Source organism: Telluria sp. ZT3P26, from assembly GCF_059686035.1.
Window position 1 is genome coordinate 481,613 of sequence record NZ_JCASII010000004.1, and the last position, 15,189, is coordinate 496,801.

At 61.3% G+C, this 15,189-nt stretch carries 7 protein-coding genes; 5 read left to right on the forward strand and 2 right to left on the reverse strand.

The window, feature by feature from the left end; all coding sequences use genetic code 11:
- The first annotated feature begins 108 nt into the window (after nucleotides 1-108).
- The gene (locus AC56LN_RS15855; RefSeq protein ID WP_499573089.1) at nucleotides 109-3,192 is read left to right on the forward strand and encodes a TonB-dependent receptor; all 3,084 of its coding nucleotides are present in this window, start codon (nucleotides 109-111) and stop codon (nucleotides 3,190-3,192) included.
- Nucleotides 3,193-3,919: 727 nt separating this feature from the next.
- Nucleotides 3,920-6,817 (forward strand): TonB-dependent receptor, encoded by a 2,898-nt coding sequence (locus AC56LN_RS15860; protein WP_499573090.1) that lies wholly within the window; start codon nucleotides 3,920-3,922, stop codon nucleotides 6,815-6,817.
- Between the two features lie 71 nt (nucleotides 6,818-6,888).
- On the opposite strand, the gene AC56LN_RS15865 is transcribed toward AC56LN_RS15860, so the two are convergent.
- Nucleotides 6,889-7,614, reverse strand: coding sequence for a 16S rRNA (uracil(1498)-N(3))-methyltransferase (locus AC56LN_RS15865; RefSeq protein WP_499573092.1), 726 nt, complete (start codon nucleotides 7,612-7,614; stop codon nucleotides 6,889-6,891).
- Between the two features lie 123 nt (nucleotides 7,615-7,737).
- On the opposite strand from AC56LN_RS15865, the gene tkt reads away from it, so the two are divergent.
- From tkt to AC56LN_RS15880, 3 genes are all read left to right on the forward strand, one after another.
- On the forward strand, nucleotides 7,738-9,735 hold the full coding sequence (tkt, locus tag AC56LN_RS15870) for a transketolase (RefSeq protein WP_499573093.1): 1,998 nt from the start codon (nucleotides 7,738-7,740) through the stop codon (nucleotides 9,733-9,735).
- Nucleotides 9,736-9,825: 90 nt separating this feature from the next.
- A complete protein-coding gene (gene gap / locus AC56LN_RS15875) occupies nucleotides 9,826-10,836 on the forward strand; it encodes a type I glyceraldehyde-3-phosphate dehydrogenase (RefSeq protein ID WP_499573095.1) in 1,011 nt (336 codons plus the stop codon).
- 508 nt (nucleotides 10,837-11,344) lie between these two features.
- Nucleotides 11,345-14,230 carry a TonB-dependent receptor domain-containing protein gene (locus AC56LN_RS15880; protein ID WP_499573097.1) on the forward strand — a complete coding sequence of 962 codons (2,886 nt, stop codon included), beginning with the start codon at nucleotides 11,345-11,347 and terminating at the stop codon, nucleotides 14,228-14,230.
- 106 nt (nucleotides 14,231-14,336) lie between these two features.
- Here the strand turns inward: AC56LN_RS15880 and map are convergent, their stop codons facing one another.
- The gene (gene map, locus AC56LN_RS15885; protein WP_499573098.1) at nucleotides 14,337-15,104 is read right to left on the reverse strand and encodes a type I methionyl aminopeptidase; all 768 of its coding nucleotides are present in this window, start codon (nucleotides 15,102-15,104) and stop codon (nucleotides 14,337-14,339) included.
- Between the last annotated feature and the right edge of the window lie 85 nt (nucleotides 15,105-15,189).

Here is a 15,189-nt window from a genome sequence, read left to right on the forward strand (position 1 = left end):
GATGGTGCGGGTGGAGTAAGGATTTGTGCCACAGCCATTGCGCTGCCTGGTGCGACCGATAACAGGACTGCCATGAGCGGTCCGATATAAGCGAGAAAGCGAAATCACATGTTGAAGAAAACCGTATTAGTTCACACACTGAGTCTGGCGTTCGGTGGTGCAGTGCTGGGCATGGCCGCGATGTCGCCGGCGATGGCGCAGTCCAATGCATCGGGTTCGGTCTATGGCAAGGTCGCAGGCGGCGCCGGAGACACGGTAACCCTGGTCAACTCGGGTACCAATGCAACGCGTACGACGACTGTCGATGCAAGCGGCAACTTCCGCGTTACCAGCCTTCCTATCGGCGTCTACACCGCCACCCTGACCAAGGGCGGCGCAAGCGTCGGCAGTACCCAGGTCGAGGTTCTGGCGGGTCAGGGTATCGAAGCGAGTTTCGCGACTGCAGTGGCAGGCGGTGTTCAATCGGTCCAGGTGAGCGGTCGCCGCAACCGGATCGACGTGTCGAGCTCGAACAACGGTGCAACGTTCACGGCGCGCGAGCTGGAGAAACTGCCAGTCGGCCGCAATGTGGAATCGATCGTCCAGCTGGCCCCGAACACCACGCGCGGCGATCCGAGTTACCCGGCCGGCGCCAGTTTCGGCGGCGGCGCGGCATCGGAGAATGCGTACTACATCAACGGCATGGTCGCGACCAACGCGTTGACGCAGCTGGGTGCCATGGAGCTGCCGTTCGGCGCGATCGCTCAAGCGCAGATCCTGACCGGTGGCTTCGGTGTCGAATTCGGCCGTTCGACCGGTGGTGTGGTCAATGTCACGACCAAGTCCGGCACGAATACCTGGGAAGTCGGCGGTCTGGCGTCCATCATGCCAAAATCCACCCGCGCCAAGTACCACGACTTGTACTACGCAAACACCGGTGTGTTCCCACGCACTGATGGCACGTTGTACCAGCGCCGCGAAGACAATGAGCTGACCGAAAAGCAGTATTCGGCATGGGCTGGCGGCCCGCTGATCAAGGACACCCTGTTCGGTTTCGTGGCACTGGAACAGACCAAGCGCGAACAGAACCTGGTGAACGGCACGAGCGCATCGACGGTGTTGGGCAGCAGCGGTTATCGCGAAGCAGAAACGACGTCCAAGCGCTATCTCGGCAAGCTGGACTGGAACATCAACGATAACCATCGTATCGAGTTCACCTCGATCGGTGATCTGCCGGAAACCGACCTGCGTTACAAGTCGTATAACTACGCGACTCGCGAGGTCGGTTCAACGGTCAACTCGGAAATCCACCAGGAATTCGGCCCGATCAACCCGAACGGCGGCAAGCTGAACAGCCTGCGCTATATCGGCAATATCACCGACGACCTGACCATTAACATTCTGTACGGCAAGACCAAGTCGGAGCACATCTACGTTCCGACTGGTTACGATCCGACCTTGCTGCAAGTGACGGCATCGCCGGAAAACCGGGCTCCTGGTCTGGCGTATGTAGGTGGTCAGCGTATTACCGGCAACATCCCGCTGAGCGGCTCGACCGACGAGGTGAGCTCCAAGCGTCTGGATCTGGAATACAAGATGGGTAACCACACCTTGCGTGCTGGTCTGGACAACAACAAGGCAGTCTCGACCGGTGCAGGCGATGCCTACGCTGGTGGCGGTCTCTGGACTTATCTGCGTGAACTGGAAAATGGCGTACCGCAAACGACCAGGCCAATTGCGGGTGACGGGAATGATATTCCGGCGCTGGGCCAATTCGGCGGCCTTGCTGGTCAGGGCTATTACGTGAGCCGTACCATCTATTCGACCATCTCGAACGCGTTTGCAGGCCAGGATGCGCAATACCTGGAAGACCGCTGGCAGGTGAACAAGGACGTTCTGCTCACGCTCGGCGTGCGTCGCGAAGGCTTCTACAACGCCAATCAGGACGGTACCAAGTACATCGAGATGAAGAACCAGATCGCGCCGCGTGCAAACATTGCGTGGGACGTGAATGGTGACGGCACGTTCAAGGTGTTTGGCAGCGTTGGCCGCTACACCGTGCAGATTCCGACGCTGGTTGCGCTTCGTGGTGCGAATGGTTCAGAATATACGACCCAGTATTTTGCCTATAGCGGCACCGACGCAAACGGTCAGCCAACCGGTCTGACACAGCTGACTGGGATTGGCTCGAACAACAATGAGTTCGGCCAGGCCAAGGATCCGAATACGGTCGCCGCGCAGGACATGAAGCCGGCGTTCCAGGACGAGATTACCCTGGGTCTCGAGCGCCAGTTGACGCCGGACTACAATTTTGGCGCCAAGTTCACTTACCGCACGTTGCGTTCAACGATCGACGATACCTGCGATCCGCGTCCGTTCAACCGGTTTGCCGAGCGTAACGGCATCGACACGTCGAACTATGGCGGGTTTGGCTGCGCCAGCTTCAATCCAGGCGAAGCCAACGACTTCCTGGTGGACTATGCGGGTAACGGTACCTATACCAAGGTCCATCTGACCAAGGAAGAGCTGGGATTCGACAAGCCGAAGCGTACCTATGCGGCACTGGATTTCTTCCTCGAGCATGGCTATCGTAATGGCTGGTACGCCAAGGTCAACTACACTCTGGGCCGCAGCAAGGGTAATACGGAAGGTCAGACCCTGTCGGATACCGTCAATGCCCAGGGCGATGTGGCCGCAACCCAGACCTGGGATTACCCGGAGCTGATGATTGGTTCGAACGGCCTGCTGCCAAACGACCGCAAACATCAGATCAAGGCGTTTGGCTTTGTCGATGTGACGGAAGAGATCGTTATTGGCGGTAACCTGCTGCTGGCATCGGGCCGTCCGCGTTCGTGCTCCGGCACCAACCCGACCACCAACGCGCCGGGCTGGGAAGGTCCAAACTACCAGTCGGCTTCGCGCTACTGCCTTGGCGAAACTGGTGCTCAAAACACATTGGTTCAACGTGGAACGCTTGGTCGTTTGCCATGGGAAAAGACGCTCGACCTGAACGTGGTCTACCGTCCGACCTTCCTGGCTGGCCTGGCACTGAAAATCGACGTGTTCAACGTGCTGAACGACCAGTCGACGCAAAAGGTCAACGAGCGTTACAACACCGGCAACAATCGTTATGCGCTGTACGAAACTCCGACCTACTTCAGCGCACCGCGTGCGGCGAGGTTCTCGATCGAGTACAACCGTCGATTCAACTGATCGCGTATTTGATGTAGAGCACCACGAGCGCGACCAGTAAGGGAAGGTCGCTGCTCTTTACAACCCCTGCCGGCAGAGATGCCAGCAGGGGTTTTTGTCGTCGACGTCCGGATGTGACGTCGGTCACCTTGCAAGCGCCGCCCACTGGGTCATTACTATTAGGTTGCCGAAAAACATTGTGTTGTATTTACGCAACCAATCCCGTCGCGCCCAATAATGGTGCACTGAAATAGAAACCTGAATAGACATGTGCCCAGATCACCGGCTTTGTTGCGAATACGCTCAAGATTTAATTGCAAAAATACAGTAAATACAAGACCTTAAATGTTCTTGGGTGCCGTTGGGATAGTGAAAGACATGCACCAACTTGATATTGCGCTGCACCACCATCGAACCTTTCCAACTTTCAAAAAAATAAAGTGTTGTATTTCACACTCGGCACCCTTGGTGCTGTGTTGACACTATTCTTGACGCCATGTTTTTATAGCTCCACTTGAATAACGTTTGGTTTCATCCGAGCACTTATTTAGGCTGATCGTCCCCAGTAAAACGTATGCATGAAAAATACTGCTGTCCAGAATGCGATAAACGGTCGAGGTATTTCCAGCTTGCCAGCGCGATCGCGATGCTTGTCGGCATGAGCGGCCGGTAGGCAGGGCCTGCTGGATAAGACACACGAGCATTTTGGTGCGCAATAACCGATAAGAAAGTACGAGGAGAATCACCCATGATGTTGAAACTGAAGTCGATGCCTTTCGCGATTGCCTGCGCAATTGCCAGCGGCGCCCTGACCTGCGCAGCGCCGGCGTTTGCCCAGGCCCAGCAGGGCAGCACCGAACCGGCCGCGCAGCGCGTCGTCGTGACGGGCTCGCTGATCAGCCGTACCAACACCGAAACGCCGACTCCGGTCCAGGTGCTGACCGCAGCCGACATCCAGAAGAGCGGCAAGACCTCGGTTGCCGAGCTGCTGACCGACCTGGCCGCCAACGGCGCCGGTACCCTGGGCACCGGCTTTGCCGGCGCATTCGCCAATGGCGCATCGGGTATCTCGCTGCGCGGCCTGACCGTGGGCGCGACCCTGGTGCTGATCGACGGCCACCGCATGGCCCCGTACCCACTGTCGGATGACTCCCAGCGCTCGTTCGTCGACGTGTCGTCGATCCCGTTCGACGCGATCGAGAGCATCGAGATCCTGAAAAGCGGCGCTTCGTCGCTGTACGGCTCGGACGCTATCGCCGGCGTCATCAACATCAAGCTCAAGAAAAACCTGAACGGCACCCGCATGTCGGCCGAAGTCGGCGACACGCAGCATGGTGGCGGCAAGACCAAGCGCGCGTCGATCAGCACCGGCATCGGTGACCTCGACAACGACGGCTACAACGCCTTCATCACGGCCGAGTACCGCAAGCAGAACGCGATCAAGGTCGCCGACCGCGAGCAGTATGGCTACGCCAACCGCGACTGGCGCGCACGTGGTGGTAACGACCTGACCCTGGGCGTGCCGACCAACATCAACAACTTCCTGACCCCGGCCAGCAGCCCGTTCCTGTACAACGCGGCGAACCCGAACAACCCGGCTGGCGTCACCAACGTCAACAACCCGGCGAACTACCAGTTCCTCGACCCGACGAATTGCAACTTCACCAAATACCGCGCCGGCGGCTGCTCGGTGCGCGATGAACTGTCGAACATCCAGCCAGAGACCGAAAACGTCAACCTGATGATCGGCATGACGAAAAAGCTGAGCGAAGACTGGGAAGTGCGCTTCAACGGCTCGATGTTCCAGCGCGAAAGCACCAACAACCGCAATGCGGCGCCGGCAGCATTCAGCCCGACCACCTTCAACGGCACCACGACCCTGGTCAATGGCGTGCTGACATCGCGCGTGGGCGCCATCCCGAACACGACCTTTGCCGCTGGCGCACCGGTCGGCGCGAATATCACCAACCAGCTGGGTGCAGCAGCCCGCCTGTACGGCTACATCCCGGATGTCGGCGCGGCTCTGACCACCAACAACAAGACCACCGCGACCCGCTTCGCAGCTGACCTCGTCGGTAGTGCCTACGGCTGGGACGTGAATGCTGCGATCGGCGGCACCCGCGTCAAGAGCGACCTGAACTACAGCGGCTACGTCAACCGTACCAACCTGTACAACCTGCTGCGCAATGGCACGTTCAATGTGCTGGGCAACAATGCGCCGGGCGTCGTCGATGCCGTGTCGCCACGTTTCAGCAACAAAATCGAATCGACGCTGAACTACGCCGACCTGATCGGCTCGCGTGAACTGCTGTCGAATTTCGGTGCCGGCCCACTGGCCTTCGCCGCTGGCGTGCACTGGCATGAGCGCAAGCAGAATGCGCCACCATCGAGCCTGACGCTCAATGGCGCAGTCGCCAACACGGCAGCGTTCACCATTGGTGACGAGACCAACAGCGCGGTGTTCGCCGAGCTGCAGGCCACGCCGATCAAGAACCTGGAAATCGGCCTGTCCGGTCGTTACGACCACTACGACACCTACGGCAATTCGTTCACGCCATCGGCCAACTTCAAGTGGGCGCCGATCCAGCAGTTCGGCCTGCGCGGTACGTTCGCACGCGGTTTCCGCGCGCCGAACCCTGCCGAAGTCGGCAATGCCGGTTCGTTCTTCACGTTCAACGCGATCCGCGATCCGATCCTGTGCGCCAACGGCAGCCAGACCACGGCCGGCAACGTGCCGTCGGCTTGCTCGTTCAGCCCGCCATACGTCCAGACCACCAATCCTGATCTGCAGCCAGAGAAGTCGAAGTCGTTCACGGCCGGTATCATCGTCGAGCCGATGCGCGGCCTGAACATGACCCTGGACTACTACAAGATCAAGATCAAGAACCTGGTCGTCACGCAAGCAGGTAACGATCCAAGCTTCACGCCAACCTGGGTCCGCGGTCCTGCCAACACGATCGACATCGCCACCGGCGTGGGCAACAACACGGTGCCTGGCATCCCGGTCGCCGGTCCGATCCTGTACGGCCTGTCGCCATACATCAACGCCGGCAGCACCGAGACCCACGGCGTCGAAGCGGACATCCGTTACCGCTGGCGCCTGGCCAACGACATGGGCACTGTCAGCGCGAACCTGAGCGCAGCCCACGTCTTCGGTTACGTGACCGAACTGGGCAGCGATTCGTACCAGCTGGCCGGCACGCAGGGTCCATCGTCGGTTGGCGGCGCAACGGGTAATCCGAAAGACCGTGCGCAGTTCACCCTCGGCTACAACCGTGGTCCTCTGGACGTGACCGCCACCGTGAACTACACGAGCGGCTTCTCGACCTTCGACCCGGCACTGGGTGCGACCGATTGCGCATCGACTGCAGCCGACGTTGGTGGCCGTGCCTACTTCCAGGGCCTGGTCCAGCCGATTGGCTACTGCAACGTGTCGTCGTTCACCGTCACCAACCTGAACCTGTCGTACAAGGTCACGGATAACCTGACGATCCGCGGCGCGATCCTGAACCTGTTCGACAAGGAAGCACCATACGACGTCGCCACCTACGGCAACGCCGGTGCACAAACGTCGTACAACGCGTCGCTGCACCAGCCAGGCGCAGTGGGCCGCTTCTTCAGCCTGGGCGCGAACTACACGTTCTAAGCCTGTCGCTGTATCAAAAAACCCCGCCGGCAGCGATGCCGGCGGGGTTTTTTCATGTGCGCTCTATCTACTCAGATGGCGTCCCATGCGCCTGCCAGCACGGCGAGCGCGGCCAGCCCGGCCGTTTCGGTACGCAGCACGCGCGGCCCCATCGACAGCGACAGCGCGCCGGCGGCAACCGCCGCGTCTTCTTCGTGCGGCGTCAGCCCGCCTTCCGGGCCGATCAGGAGGGTGACCGCCTGCGGCGCATGCGCGCGCGCCCAGCCGGCCAGCGATTCGGTTGCACGCGGACTGAGCAGGATACGGGTCGTGCCCGCGCTTGCCGCCAGCCACGGTTGCACCTCCATCATCGGCAGCAACTGCGCCAGCCGGTTGCGCCCGCATTGTTCGGACGCGGCCACGATGACGCCATGCCAGTGCGCCTGGCGCTTCTCGAGCCGCTCACCCGACAGGCGCACGACGCTGCGCGCCGCCGCCAGCGGCTGGATCGCGGCCACGCCCAGTTCAACGGCCTTTTCGATGATCCAGTCCATCTTCGAGCCTTCCGGCAAGCCCTGGGCCAGCGTGACGGCATAGGGCGCTTCGGCCTCGTGCGCCTCGTGGCCATCGATGACGGCAGTGGCGCGCCGCTTGCCGGTCTCGACCAGCGTGGCGCGGTATTGACCGCCGTCGCCATTGAACAGCGTCAGCGCCGCCCCTGGCTGCAGGCGCACCACATGCAGGTGATGCGCGACTGCTTCCGGCAGGTCGATGGTGCTACCGTTGACAAGCGGCTGGGGACAATAAAAACGCGGCATGGCACTCCTGAAATCGCTATGGACAGGGCTGCATTTTAAATCCTCGCTACGGCGGTCTGGTAAAATAACGGGCTACGGCCAGCCGCAGGCCACCAGCTTCCCAATCCCTGATCCCCGATCTCCATGAAATCTACGCAAACCACCACCCTGATGGCCAACGCGATCCGCGCGCTGGCGATGGACGCCGTTCAGCAAGCCAACTCGGGCCACCCGGGCATGCCAATGGGCATGGCCGAGATCGCCGTTGCGCTGTGGGACAAGCACTACCGTCATAATCCGGCCAATCCGGGCTGGATGAACCGCGACCGCTTCCTGCTGTCGAACGGCCATGGCTCGATGCTGCATTACGCGCTGCTGCACCTGGCTGGGTACGACCTGACGATGGACGACCTGCGCGCATTCCGCCAGATGCACTCCAAGACGCCAGGTCACCCTGAAGTGGGCATCACCCCGGGCGTCGAGACCACCACTGGTCCGCTGGGGCAGGGTATTGCCAACTCGGTCGGCATGGCGCTGGCCGAATGGCTGCTGGGCTACGAATTCAATCGTCCGGGCTACGACGTGGTGGATCACTACACCTACGCGTTCCTGGGCGACGGCTGCCTGATGGAAGGCATCTCGCACGAAGTGGCGTCGCTGGCCGGCACCCTCAAGCTGAACAAGCTGATCTGGCTGTACGACGACAACGGCATCTCCATCGACGGCAAGGTCGAAGGCTGGTTCACCGACGACACGCAAAAGCGCTTTGAAGCCTATGGCTGGAACGTGATCCCGAAAGTCGACGGCCACAGCGTCGCGGCCGTCGATGCAGCGATCGAGCAAGCCAAGACGTCGGACCGTCCAACGCTGATCTGCTGCAAGACGATCATCGGCAAGGGCGCCCCGAACCTGGAAGGCGGCGACAAGGTCCACGGCGCCCCACTGGGCGACAAGGAAATCGCGGCCGTGCGCCAGCACCTGGTCTGGGATCCGATCCCGTTCGATATTCCTGGCGAACTGTACGAAGCATGGGACGCGAAAGAGCGCGGCGCTCAGTCTGAAGGCGAGTGGAACACGATGTTCGCGGCCTACCGCGGCGCGCACCCTGAGCTGGCGAGCGAATTCGAGCGCCGCATGAAGGGCGAGCTGTCGGGCGAATTCACCAAGGCGCTGGACGCCGCGATCGCCAGCTGCATCGAAAAGCAGGAAACCATCGCCACCCGCAAGGCGTCGCAAAATGCGATCCAGGCGCTGGCTGCAAGCCTGCCAGAATTCCTGGGCGGCTCGGCCGACCTGACCGGTTCGAACCTGACCAACTGGAAAGAATCGGTCGCCGTGCGCTCGGGCATCCCCGGCAACCACATCAACTACGGCGTGCGTGAATTCGGCATGGCCGCAATCCAGAACGGCGTGGCGCTGCATGGCGGCTTCATCCCGTTCGGCGCAACGTTCCTGACGTTCTCGGACTATAGCCGCAATGCGCTGCGCATGGCCTCGCTGATGAAACTCCGTTCGATCTCGGTGTTCACGCACGATTCGATCGGCCTGGGCGAAGATGGTCCAACCCACCAGTCGGTCGAGCACGTGTCGTCGCTGCGCCTGATCCCGGGCCTGGACAACTGGCGTCCATGCGATACGGTCGAATCGGCCGTGGCATGGGGCGCGGCAGTCCAGCGCAAGGATGGCCCGACGACGCTGATCTTCTCGCGCCAGAACCTGCCGTTCATGGCCCGCGACACCCAGCAGGTCGCCGACGTCGCCAAAGGTGGCTACGTGCTGCGCGACACGCCTGACGCCAAAGTGATCCTGATCGCCACCGGCTCGGAAGTCGAACTGGCCGTCAAGGCCTTCGACGCACTGGCCGCCGAAGGCATCGCCGCGCGCGTCGTCTCGATGCCGTCGACCGACGTGTTCGACCGCCAGGACGCCGCCTACAAGGCCAGCGTGCTGACCCGTGGCACGCCGCGCGTGGCCATCGAAGCCGGCATCACCGCCTTCTGGTACAAGTACGTGGGCCTGGAAGGCGCCGTGGTCGGTATCGACACCTTCGGCGAATCGGCACCGGCGCCGGTGCTGTTCAAGCACTTCGGCTTCACCGTCGAGAACGTGGTTGCCAAGGCCAAACAAGTTATCGCAACGTAAGCATTCGCCAGAAAACGGACTGTCCCGGAGGGATGGTCCGTTTTACTATGTTCGTTACGAAAAAGTTTTTTTTCTAATCAGGAGCCAAGCATGACGATCAAAGTTGCAATCAATGGTTATGGCCGTATCGGCCGCAATATCCTGCGCGCATTCTACGAAGGCGGCAAGAAACAGGACATCCAGATCGTGGCGATCAATGACCTCGGCAATGCCGAGTCGAACGCCCACCTGACCCGCTACGACACGGCCCACGGCAAGTTCCCTGGCACCGTCACGGTCGAAGGCGACAACATGATCGTCAACGGCGATCCGATCCGTGTGTTCGCACAGCGCAACCCTGCGGAAATCCCATGGGGCGAGCTGGGCGTCGATGTCGTGCTCGAGTGCACCGGCTTCTTCACCACCAAAGAAAAGGCATCGGCCCACATCAAGGGCGGCGCCAAGAAAGTCATCATCTCGGCCCCGGGCGGCAAGGATGTCGACGCAACGATCGTGTTCGGCGTGAACCAGGACGTGCTGAAAAGCTCGGACACCGTGATCTCGAACGCATCGTGCACCACCAACTGCCTGGCCCCGCTGGTCAAGCCACTGCATGACGCCATCGGCCTGGAAACCGGCCTGATGACCACCGTGCACTCGTACACCAACGACCAGGTGCTGACCGACGTGATGCACGAAGACCTGCGCCGCGCCCGTTCGGCCACGCAGTCGATGATCCCGACCAAGACCGGCGCTGCCGCTGCAGTCGGCCTGGTGCTGCCGGAACTGAACGGCAAGCTGGACGGCTTCGCGATTCGCGTGCCGACCATCAACGTGTCGATCGTCGACCTGACCTTCATCGCCAAGCGCGACACCACCGTCGAAGAAATCAACCAGATCATGAAGACGGCCGCCGACGGCGCGCTGAACGGCATCCTGACGTACCAGACCGAGCCGCTGGTGTCGGTTGACTTCAACCACAACCCGGCGTCGTCGAACTTCGACGCGACCCTGACCAAAGTGTCGGGCCGCCTGGTGAAAGTGACGTCTTGGTACGACAACGAGTGGGGCTTCTCGAACCGCATGCTCGACACCACCGTCGCACTGATGAACGCCAAGTAATCTGCTGGCGCTTCACTGAAAACCCGGTTGCTGCCAGCAACCGGGTTTTTTTACGCCTGCCATCGGCCCGAGGTTGCCGAATTTGTGGGCGACGCCCCGTACGGTTGTGCGCATGCTGACCGCGTCCGGCAGTGCACTCGTTTGGTGCTGTTTGCCCAGTACAGATGACAGAGGCGGCGTGTCATAAAACATGCTGCATTGATCGTACCTGTGTGCACCGTTAACGGTCGACATTGCTCTTTTTTGGTGTGACCAGGCAATGCTGTCCGTGGTGATGACCGGTGGTAATAATTTTGCTTTAGGCTGAATATGTAATATAGATATTACGATTTCAACGATTCCATCGAATAAAAGTCGGTGTTTGGAAAACACAACACGTTGTTGGCAAAATGAATTTTATTTATATTAATCATTTTCTTTCTTGATTCCATCTGCGAAACTTATTGCGTGTATGTACGTGTCATGCACGAATATCTCTAATAAATATAAACGCAGAGAGAGGGAATCAATGAAGCCGCCTGTACTGAAACACAGCGTCATCCTGGTCGCCATGGCCATTGCGACGTCCCCCTACGCGTCAGCGCAAAACGCCGGCAGCGAGGGTGCCCAGACCGTGTACGTCACGGGATCGAATCTGAAGCGCACCGAGAAGGAAGGCACCCAGCCTATCCAGGTCATCACCGCGAAGGATATTCGCGAAACCGGCGCCGCCACGGTGACCGAACTGATTCGCCTGGTGCCGGCGATGGGTTCGGATGTGAACCTCGACACCAACGACGGCGGGTTTTCCCGTGGTGTGTCGACCGCATCGCTGCGCGGGCTGTCTTCCAGCTCCACGCTGATCCTGCTGAACGGGCGTCGCATGACGCCGGTGGCGTATGCCGATCCGAACGATGGCAACTCGACGCTGTACGACCTCAACGCGATCCCGCTGGCCGCCCTTGAGCGTGTCGAGATCCTGCGTGATGGCGCTTCTGCCGTGTACGGGTCGGATGCGATCGGCGGCGTGATCAACTTCATCACCCGCTCGAACTACAACGGCGCCGAGATCTCGGCGCGCGTGAGCGCCAACGACGACAATGAATTCAAGCGCAAGGGCGTCAATGTCGTGGCCGGCACGGGCAATCTGGACACCGATGGCTACAATGTGTTCTTCACGGCCGACCTGTCCGACCGCGACCGCGTACTGCGCGAAAACGTCAAGGACATCGAGTTCGACCAGTACCGCCGCCTGACAAACCGCTATGCCACGCCGTACGGCAGCACGATATCGGGCGCCCCTGCGTTCTACCGCGAGACCGCGCCGGGCTCCGGCCAGTTCACGGCGACCCGCGCCAACGCCGCCGACCGCCTGCGCCTGAGCACGAACTGCGACCCATCGCGCCAGTTGACCGGCTCGACCGCGATGGGCCTGGCGGCAACCAGCGTGTTCGTTGGTCGCACTTTCTGCAACTACGACACCAACCAGAACCTGGAAGGCACGGGCGAGGGCAAGGATGCCAGTCTGCTAACCCGCGGCACGATCAAGCTCGGCCCGAATGTGCGCGCCTTCGTCGAGGGCGCCTACGCCCGCACCGAACGTCTCTACACGGCCAACCCGATCACGATCGGCACCGCACCGGTGACCAACTTCACCGCGGCCGGCGTGGCGCCGACCTACCAGACGATCCTGCCGATCGGGCACCCGGACAACCCGTTCCCGACGGCGCGCGCCTCGGTCGCCTACCGCTTCGAGAATGCCCCGAGCGGCACCGAGACGATCAATGAACAGGGTCGCCTGCTCACGGGCCTGCAAGGCTCGCATTTCAACTGGGACTGGGAAGTCGGCGTGCTCTACAACGAAGCACGCCGCAAGGACAGCTACGAGGGCCGCCTGTACCTGCCGGTACTGCGCCAGCTGAACGCTGGCACCACGCTGGCGCAGCTCTCCGCCAACCCGGACCTGTTCCGCAGGACCCAGAGCAACGACAAATCGTCGATCACGCATATCGACGCCAAGGCCAATACTCAGTTCGGCCAGCTGGGCGGCGGCGCGATCGGCGTTGCGGTGGGCGCCGAAGCGCGCCGTGAAAAGCTGAAGATGAACCCGGATGCGTTGCTGGCATCCGGCCAGATCTACGGCCTGGCGAATACCGTCATCGATGGCGAGCGTGACGTCAAGTCGGCCTTCGTCGAAGTGCGTACGCCGTTCCTCAAGAACTTCGAGATGGACTTTGCCGGTCGCTGGGACAAGTACCCGGGCATCAAGACCAACTTCGTGCCCAAGGTGGGCGCCAAATGGACCGTGATCGACAGCCTGGCGCTGCGCGGCAGCTACTCCGAAGGCTTCCGGGCCCCGGCCTTGTCGCAGGTGACGCCAGGGGGCGCGCAGTTCTTCCTCAACAACCTGTTCGACCGCCGCCGTTGCGAGAGCGACGAAGTGACACCAAAGCCGAACGCGACCGAAGTCGATTGCCGCAAGTCGGCCTCCGGCACCGGTGGCGCCAACCCGGACCTCAAGCCGGAAGAATCGAAGAGCTACACCTTCGGCATCCTGTTCTCGCCGACCCCGAGCTTCGATATCGGCCTGGACTTCTACAAAATCCGCAAGGAAGGCGAAGTGGCGCTCGGCACGGCCTTTGACGCATTGCGCGACGAAGACACCAATCCGGACCTGATCGTGCGCGACCAGAATCCTGCCAACTTCGTCACCGACGCGGCAGGCCGCCCGATTCCGGGCACCGGCCCGCTGTTGACCGTACGCCAGCCATGGCAGAACAAGGGCTCGGTGGAAGTGCAGGGCATCGACATCGATGTCGCCTTCCGCAAGAACCTGGGCGACTGGGGCAATTTCAGCGCCAAGCTCACCTCGGCCTACCTGCACTCGTACACGCTGCAGCAGGAACGGGGCGACGCCGAGCGCAATCTGGTTGGCTACAACGCCGGTCTGATCGACTGGAACCTGAGCAGTGGCATCGACCTGCCGCGCTGGAAAACGAGCCTGTCCGCTTCGCTGACCCGCGGCGCGCATGCCTTCAGTGCCAACGTCAACTATACCGGCCCGGTCTCGCTGCTGCGCAAGTACGACAACCAGACGACCTATGAGGCAGCGTTCTGCCATTACCAGCCAGCGACCAATCCGAGCATGCCAAGCGCGAGCATTACCGTGCCGGGCTACCTCGCTGAGTTCCCGGACTGCAAGGTCAAGGAATGGGTGCGGTTCGGCGTCGGGTACACCTACACCGGTATCCAGAACCTGTCGCTGACCTTCAACATCCAGAACCTGTTCGACAAGGCAGCGCCGTTCGACCCGCGCTATGGCGCGACGTCGGGTGCGCCACTGGCCGGCTACAACGAAGGCTTGCATAATCCATACGGCCGCTACTTCACCGCGTCGGCCCGTTACAGCTTCTAGGCAGCCAGGGTGAATCCCTGTCCGGCCTGGCCTGGCGGACAGGAAAAAGGGCCGGAACCGCATGCGGTTCCGGCCCTTGTCCGTTGTGCCCCGGAGCTGGTGCCGGTCAGCGCGTGTCCGGCCACGGCGTCAGGATCTCGGCGCCGTTTTTTGTCACCACGAGCATGTGTTCCCACTGCGCCGACAGCGACCCATCGCGCGTCATCACGGTCCAGCCGTCCTCCAGCTGGATCACGTCATCGGCACCCATATTGATCATCGGCTCGACCGTGAAGGTCATGCCTTCCTTCAGCAGCAGGCCCGTGTTCTTGCGGCCATAGTGCAGCACCTGCGGTTCTTCGTGGTAGACGCGGCCAATGCCGTGGCCGCAGTAGTCGCGCACGACCGAGTAGCCGGCGCCTTCGGCCAGCTTCTGGATCGCATGGCCGACGTCGCCCAGGCGCGCGCCCGGGCCGACCGCGCGGATGCCGGCCATCATCGCGTCATAGGTGACTTCCACCAGCTTCTTCGCCTCGGGCGACGGCGTGCCGGCAAAGTACATGCGGCTCGTGTCGCCATGCCAGCCATCCTTGATCACGGTCACGTCGATGTTGACGATGTCGCCGTCCTTGAGGATGTCCTTCTCGCTGGGGATGCCGTGGCAGACCACCCCGTTGATCGACGTGCACAGGGTTTTCGGGAAGCCGTGGTAGCCGATATTGGCCGGCGTGGCCTTTTGTACCTTGCGGATGTAGTCGTGGCAGCGGCGGTCGAGTTCTTCGGTCGAGACGCCGGGCACGACGAATTCCTTGATCATGTCCAGCACTTCGGCGGCCATGCGGCCGGCCACACGCATCTTGGCGATGTCTTTGTCGTTCTTGAGTTTGATGGTCATACGGGGAGGGAGTCACGCGGCAGCGCCGCAGGCAAACCGCCATGATACCGCGTCGGCACCAAGCGGGCAGGGCAGGGATGTAAAA

Excerpts from the sequence above, each read along its gene's own strand:
- AC56LN_RS15855 (WP_499573089.1), top strand. The coding sequence starts at position 109 with ATGTTGAAGAAAACCGTATTAGTTCACACACTGAGTCTGGCGTTCGGT.
- AC56LN_RS15860 (WP_499573090.1), top strand. The coding sequence starts at position 3,920 with ATGATGTTGAAACTGAAGTCGATGCCTTTCGCGATTGCCTGCGCAATT.
- AC56LN_RS15865 (WP_499573092.1), bottom strand. The coding sequence starts at position 7,614 with ATGCCGCGTTTTTATTGTCCCCAGCCGCTTGTCAACGGTAGCACCATC.
- tkt (WP_499573093.1), top strand. The coding sequence starts at position 7,738 with ATGAAATCTACGCAAACCACCACCCTGATGGCCAACGCGATCCGCGCG.
- gap (WP_499573095.1), top strand. The coding sequence starts at position 9,826 with ATGACGATCAAAGTTGCAATCAATGGTTATGGCCGTATCGGCCGCAAT.
- AC56LN_RS15880 (WP_499573097.1), top strand. The coding sequence starts at position 11,345 with ATGAAGCCGCCTGTACTGAAACACAGCGTCATCCTGGTCGCCATGGCC.
- map (WP_499573098.1), bottom strand. The coding sequence starts at position 15,104 with ATGACCATCAAACTCAAGAACGACAAAGACATCGCCAAGATGCGTGTG.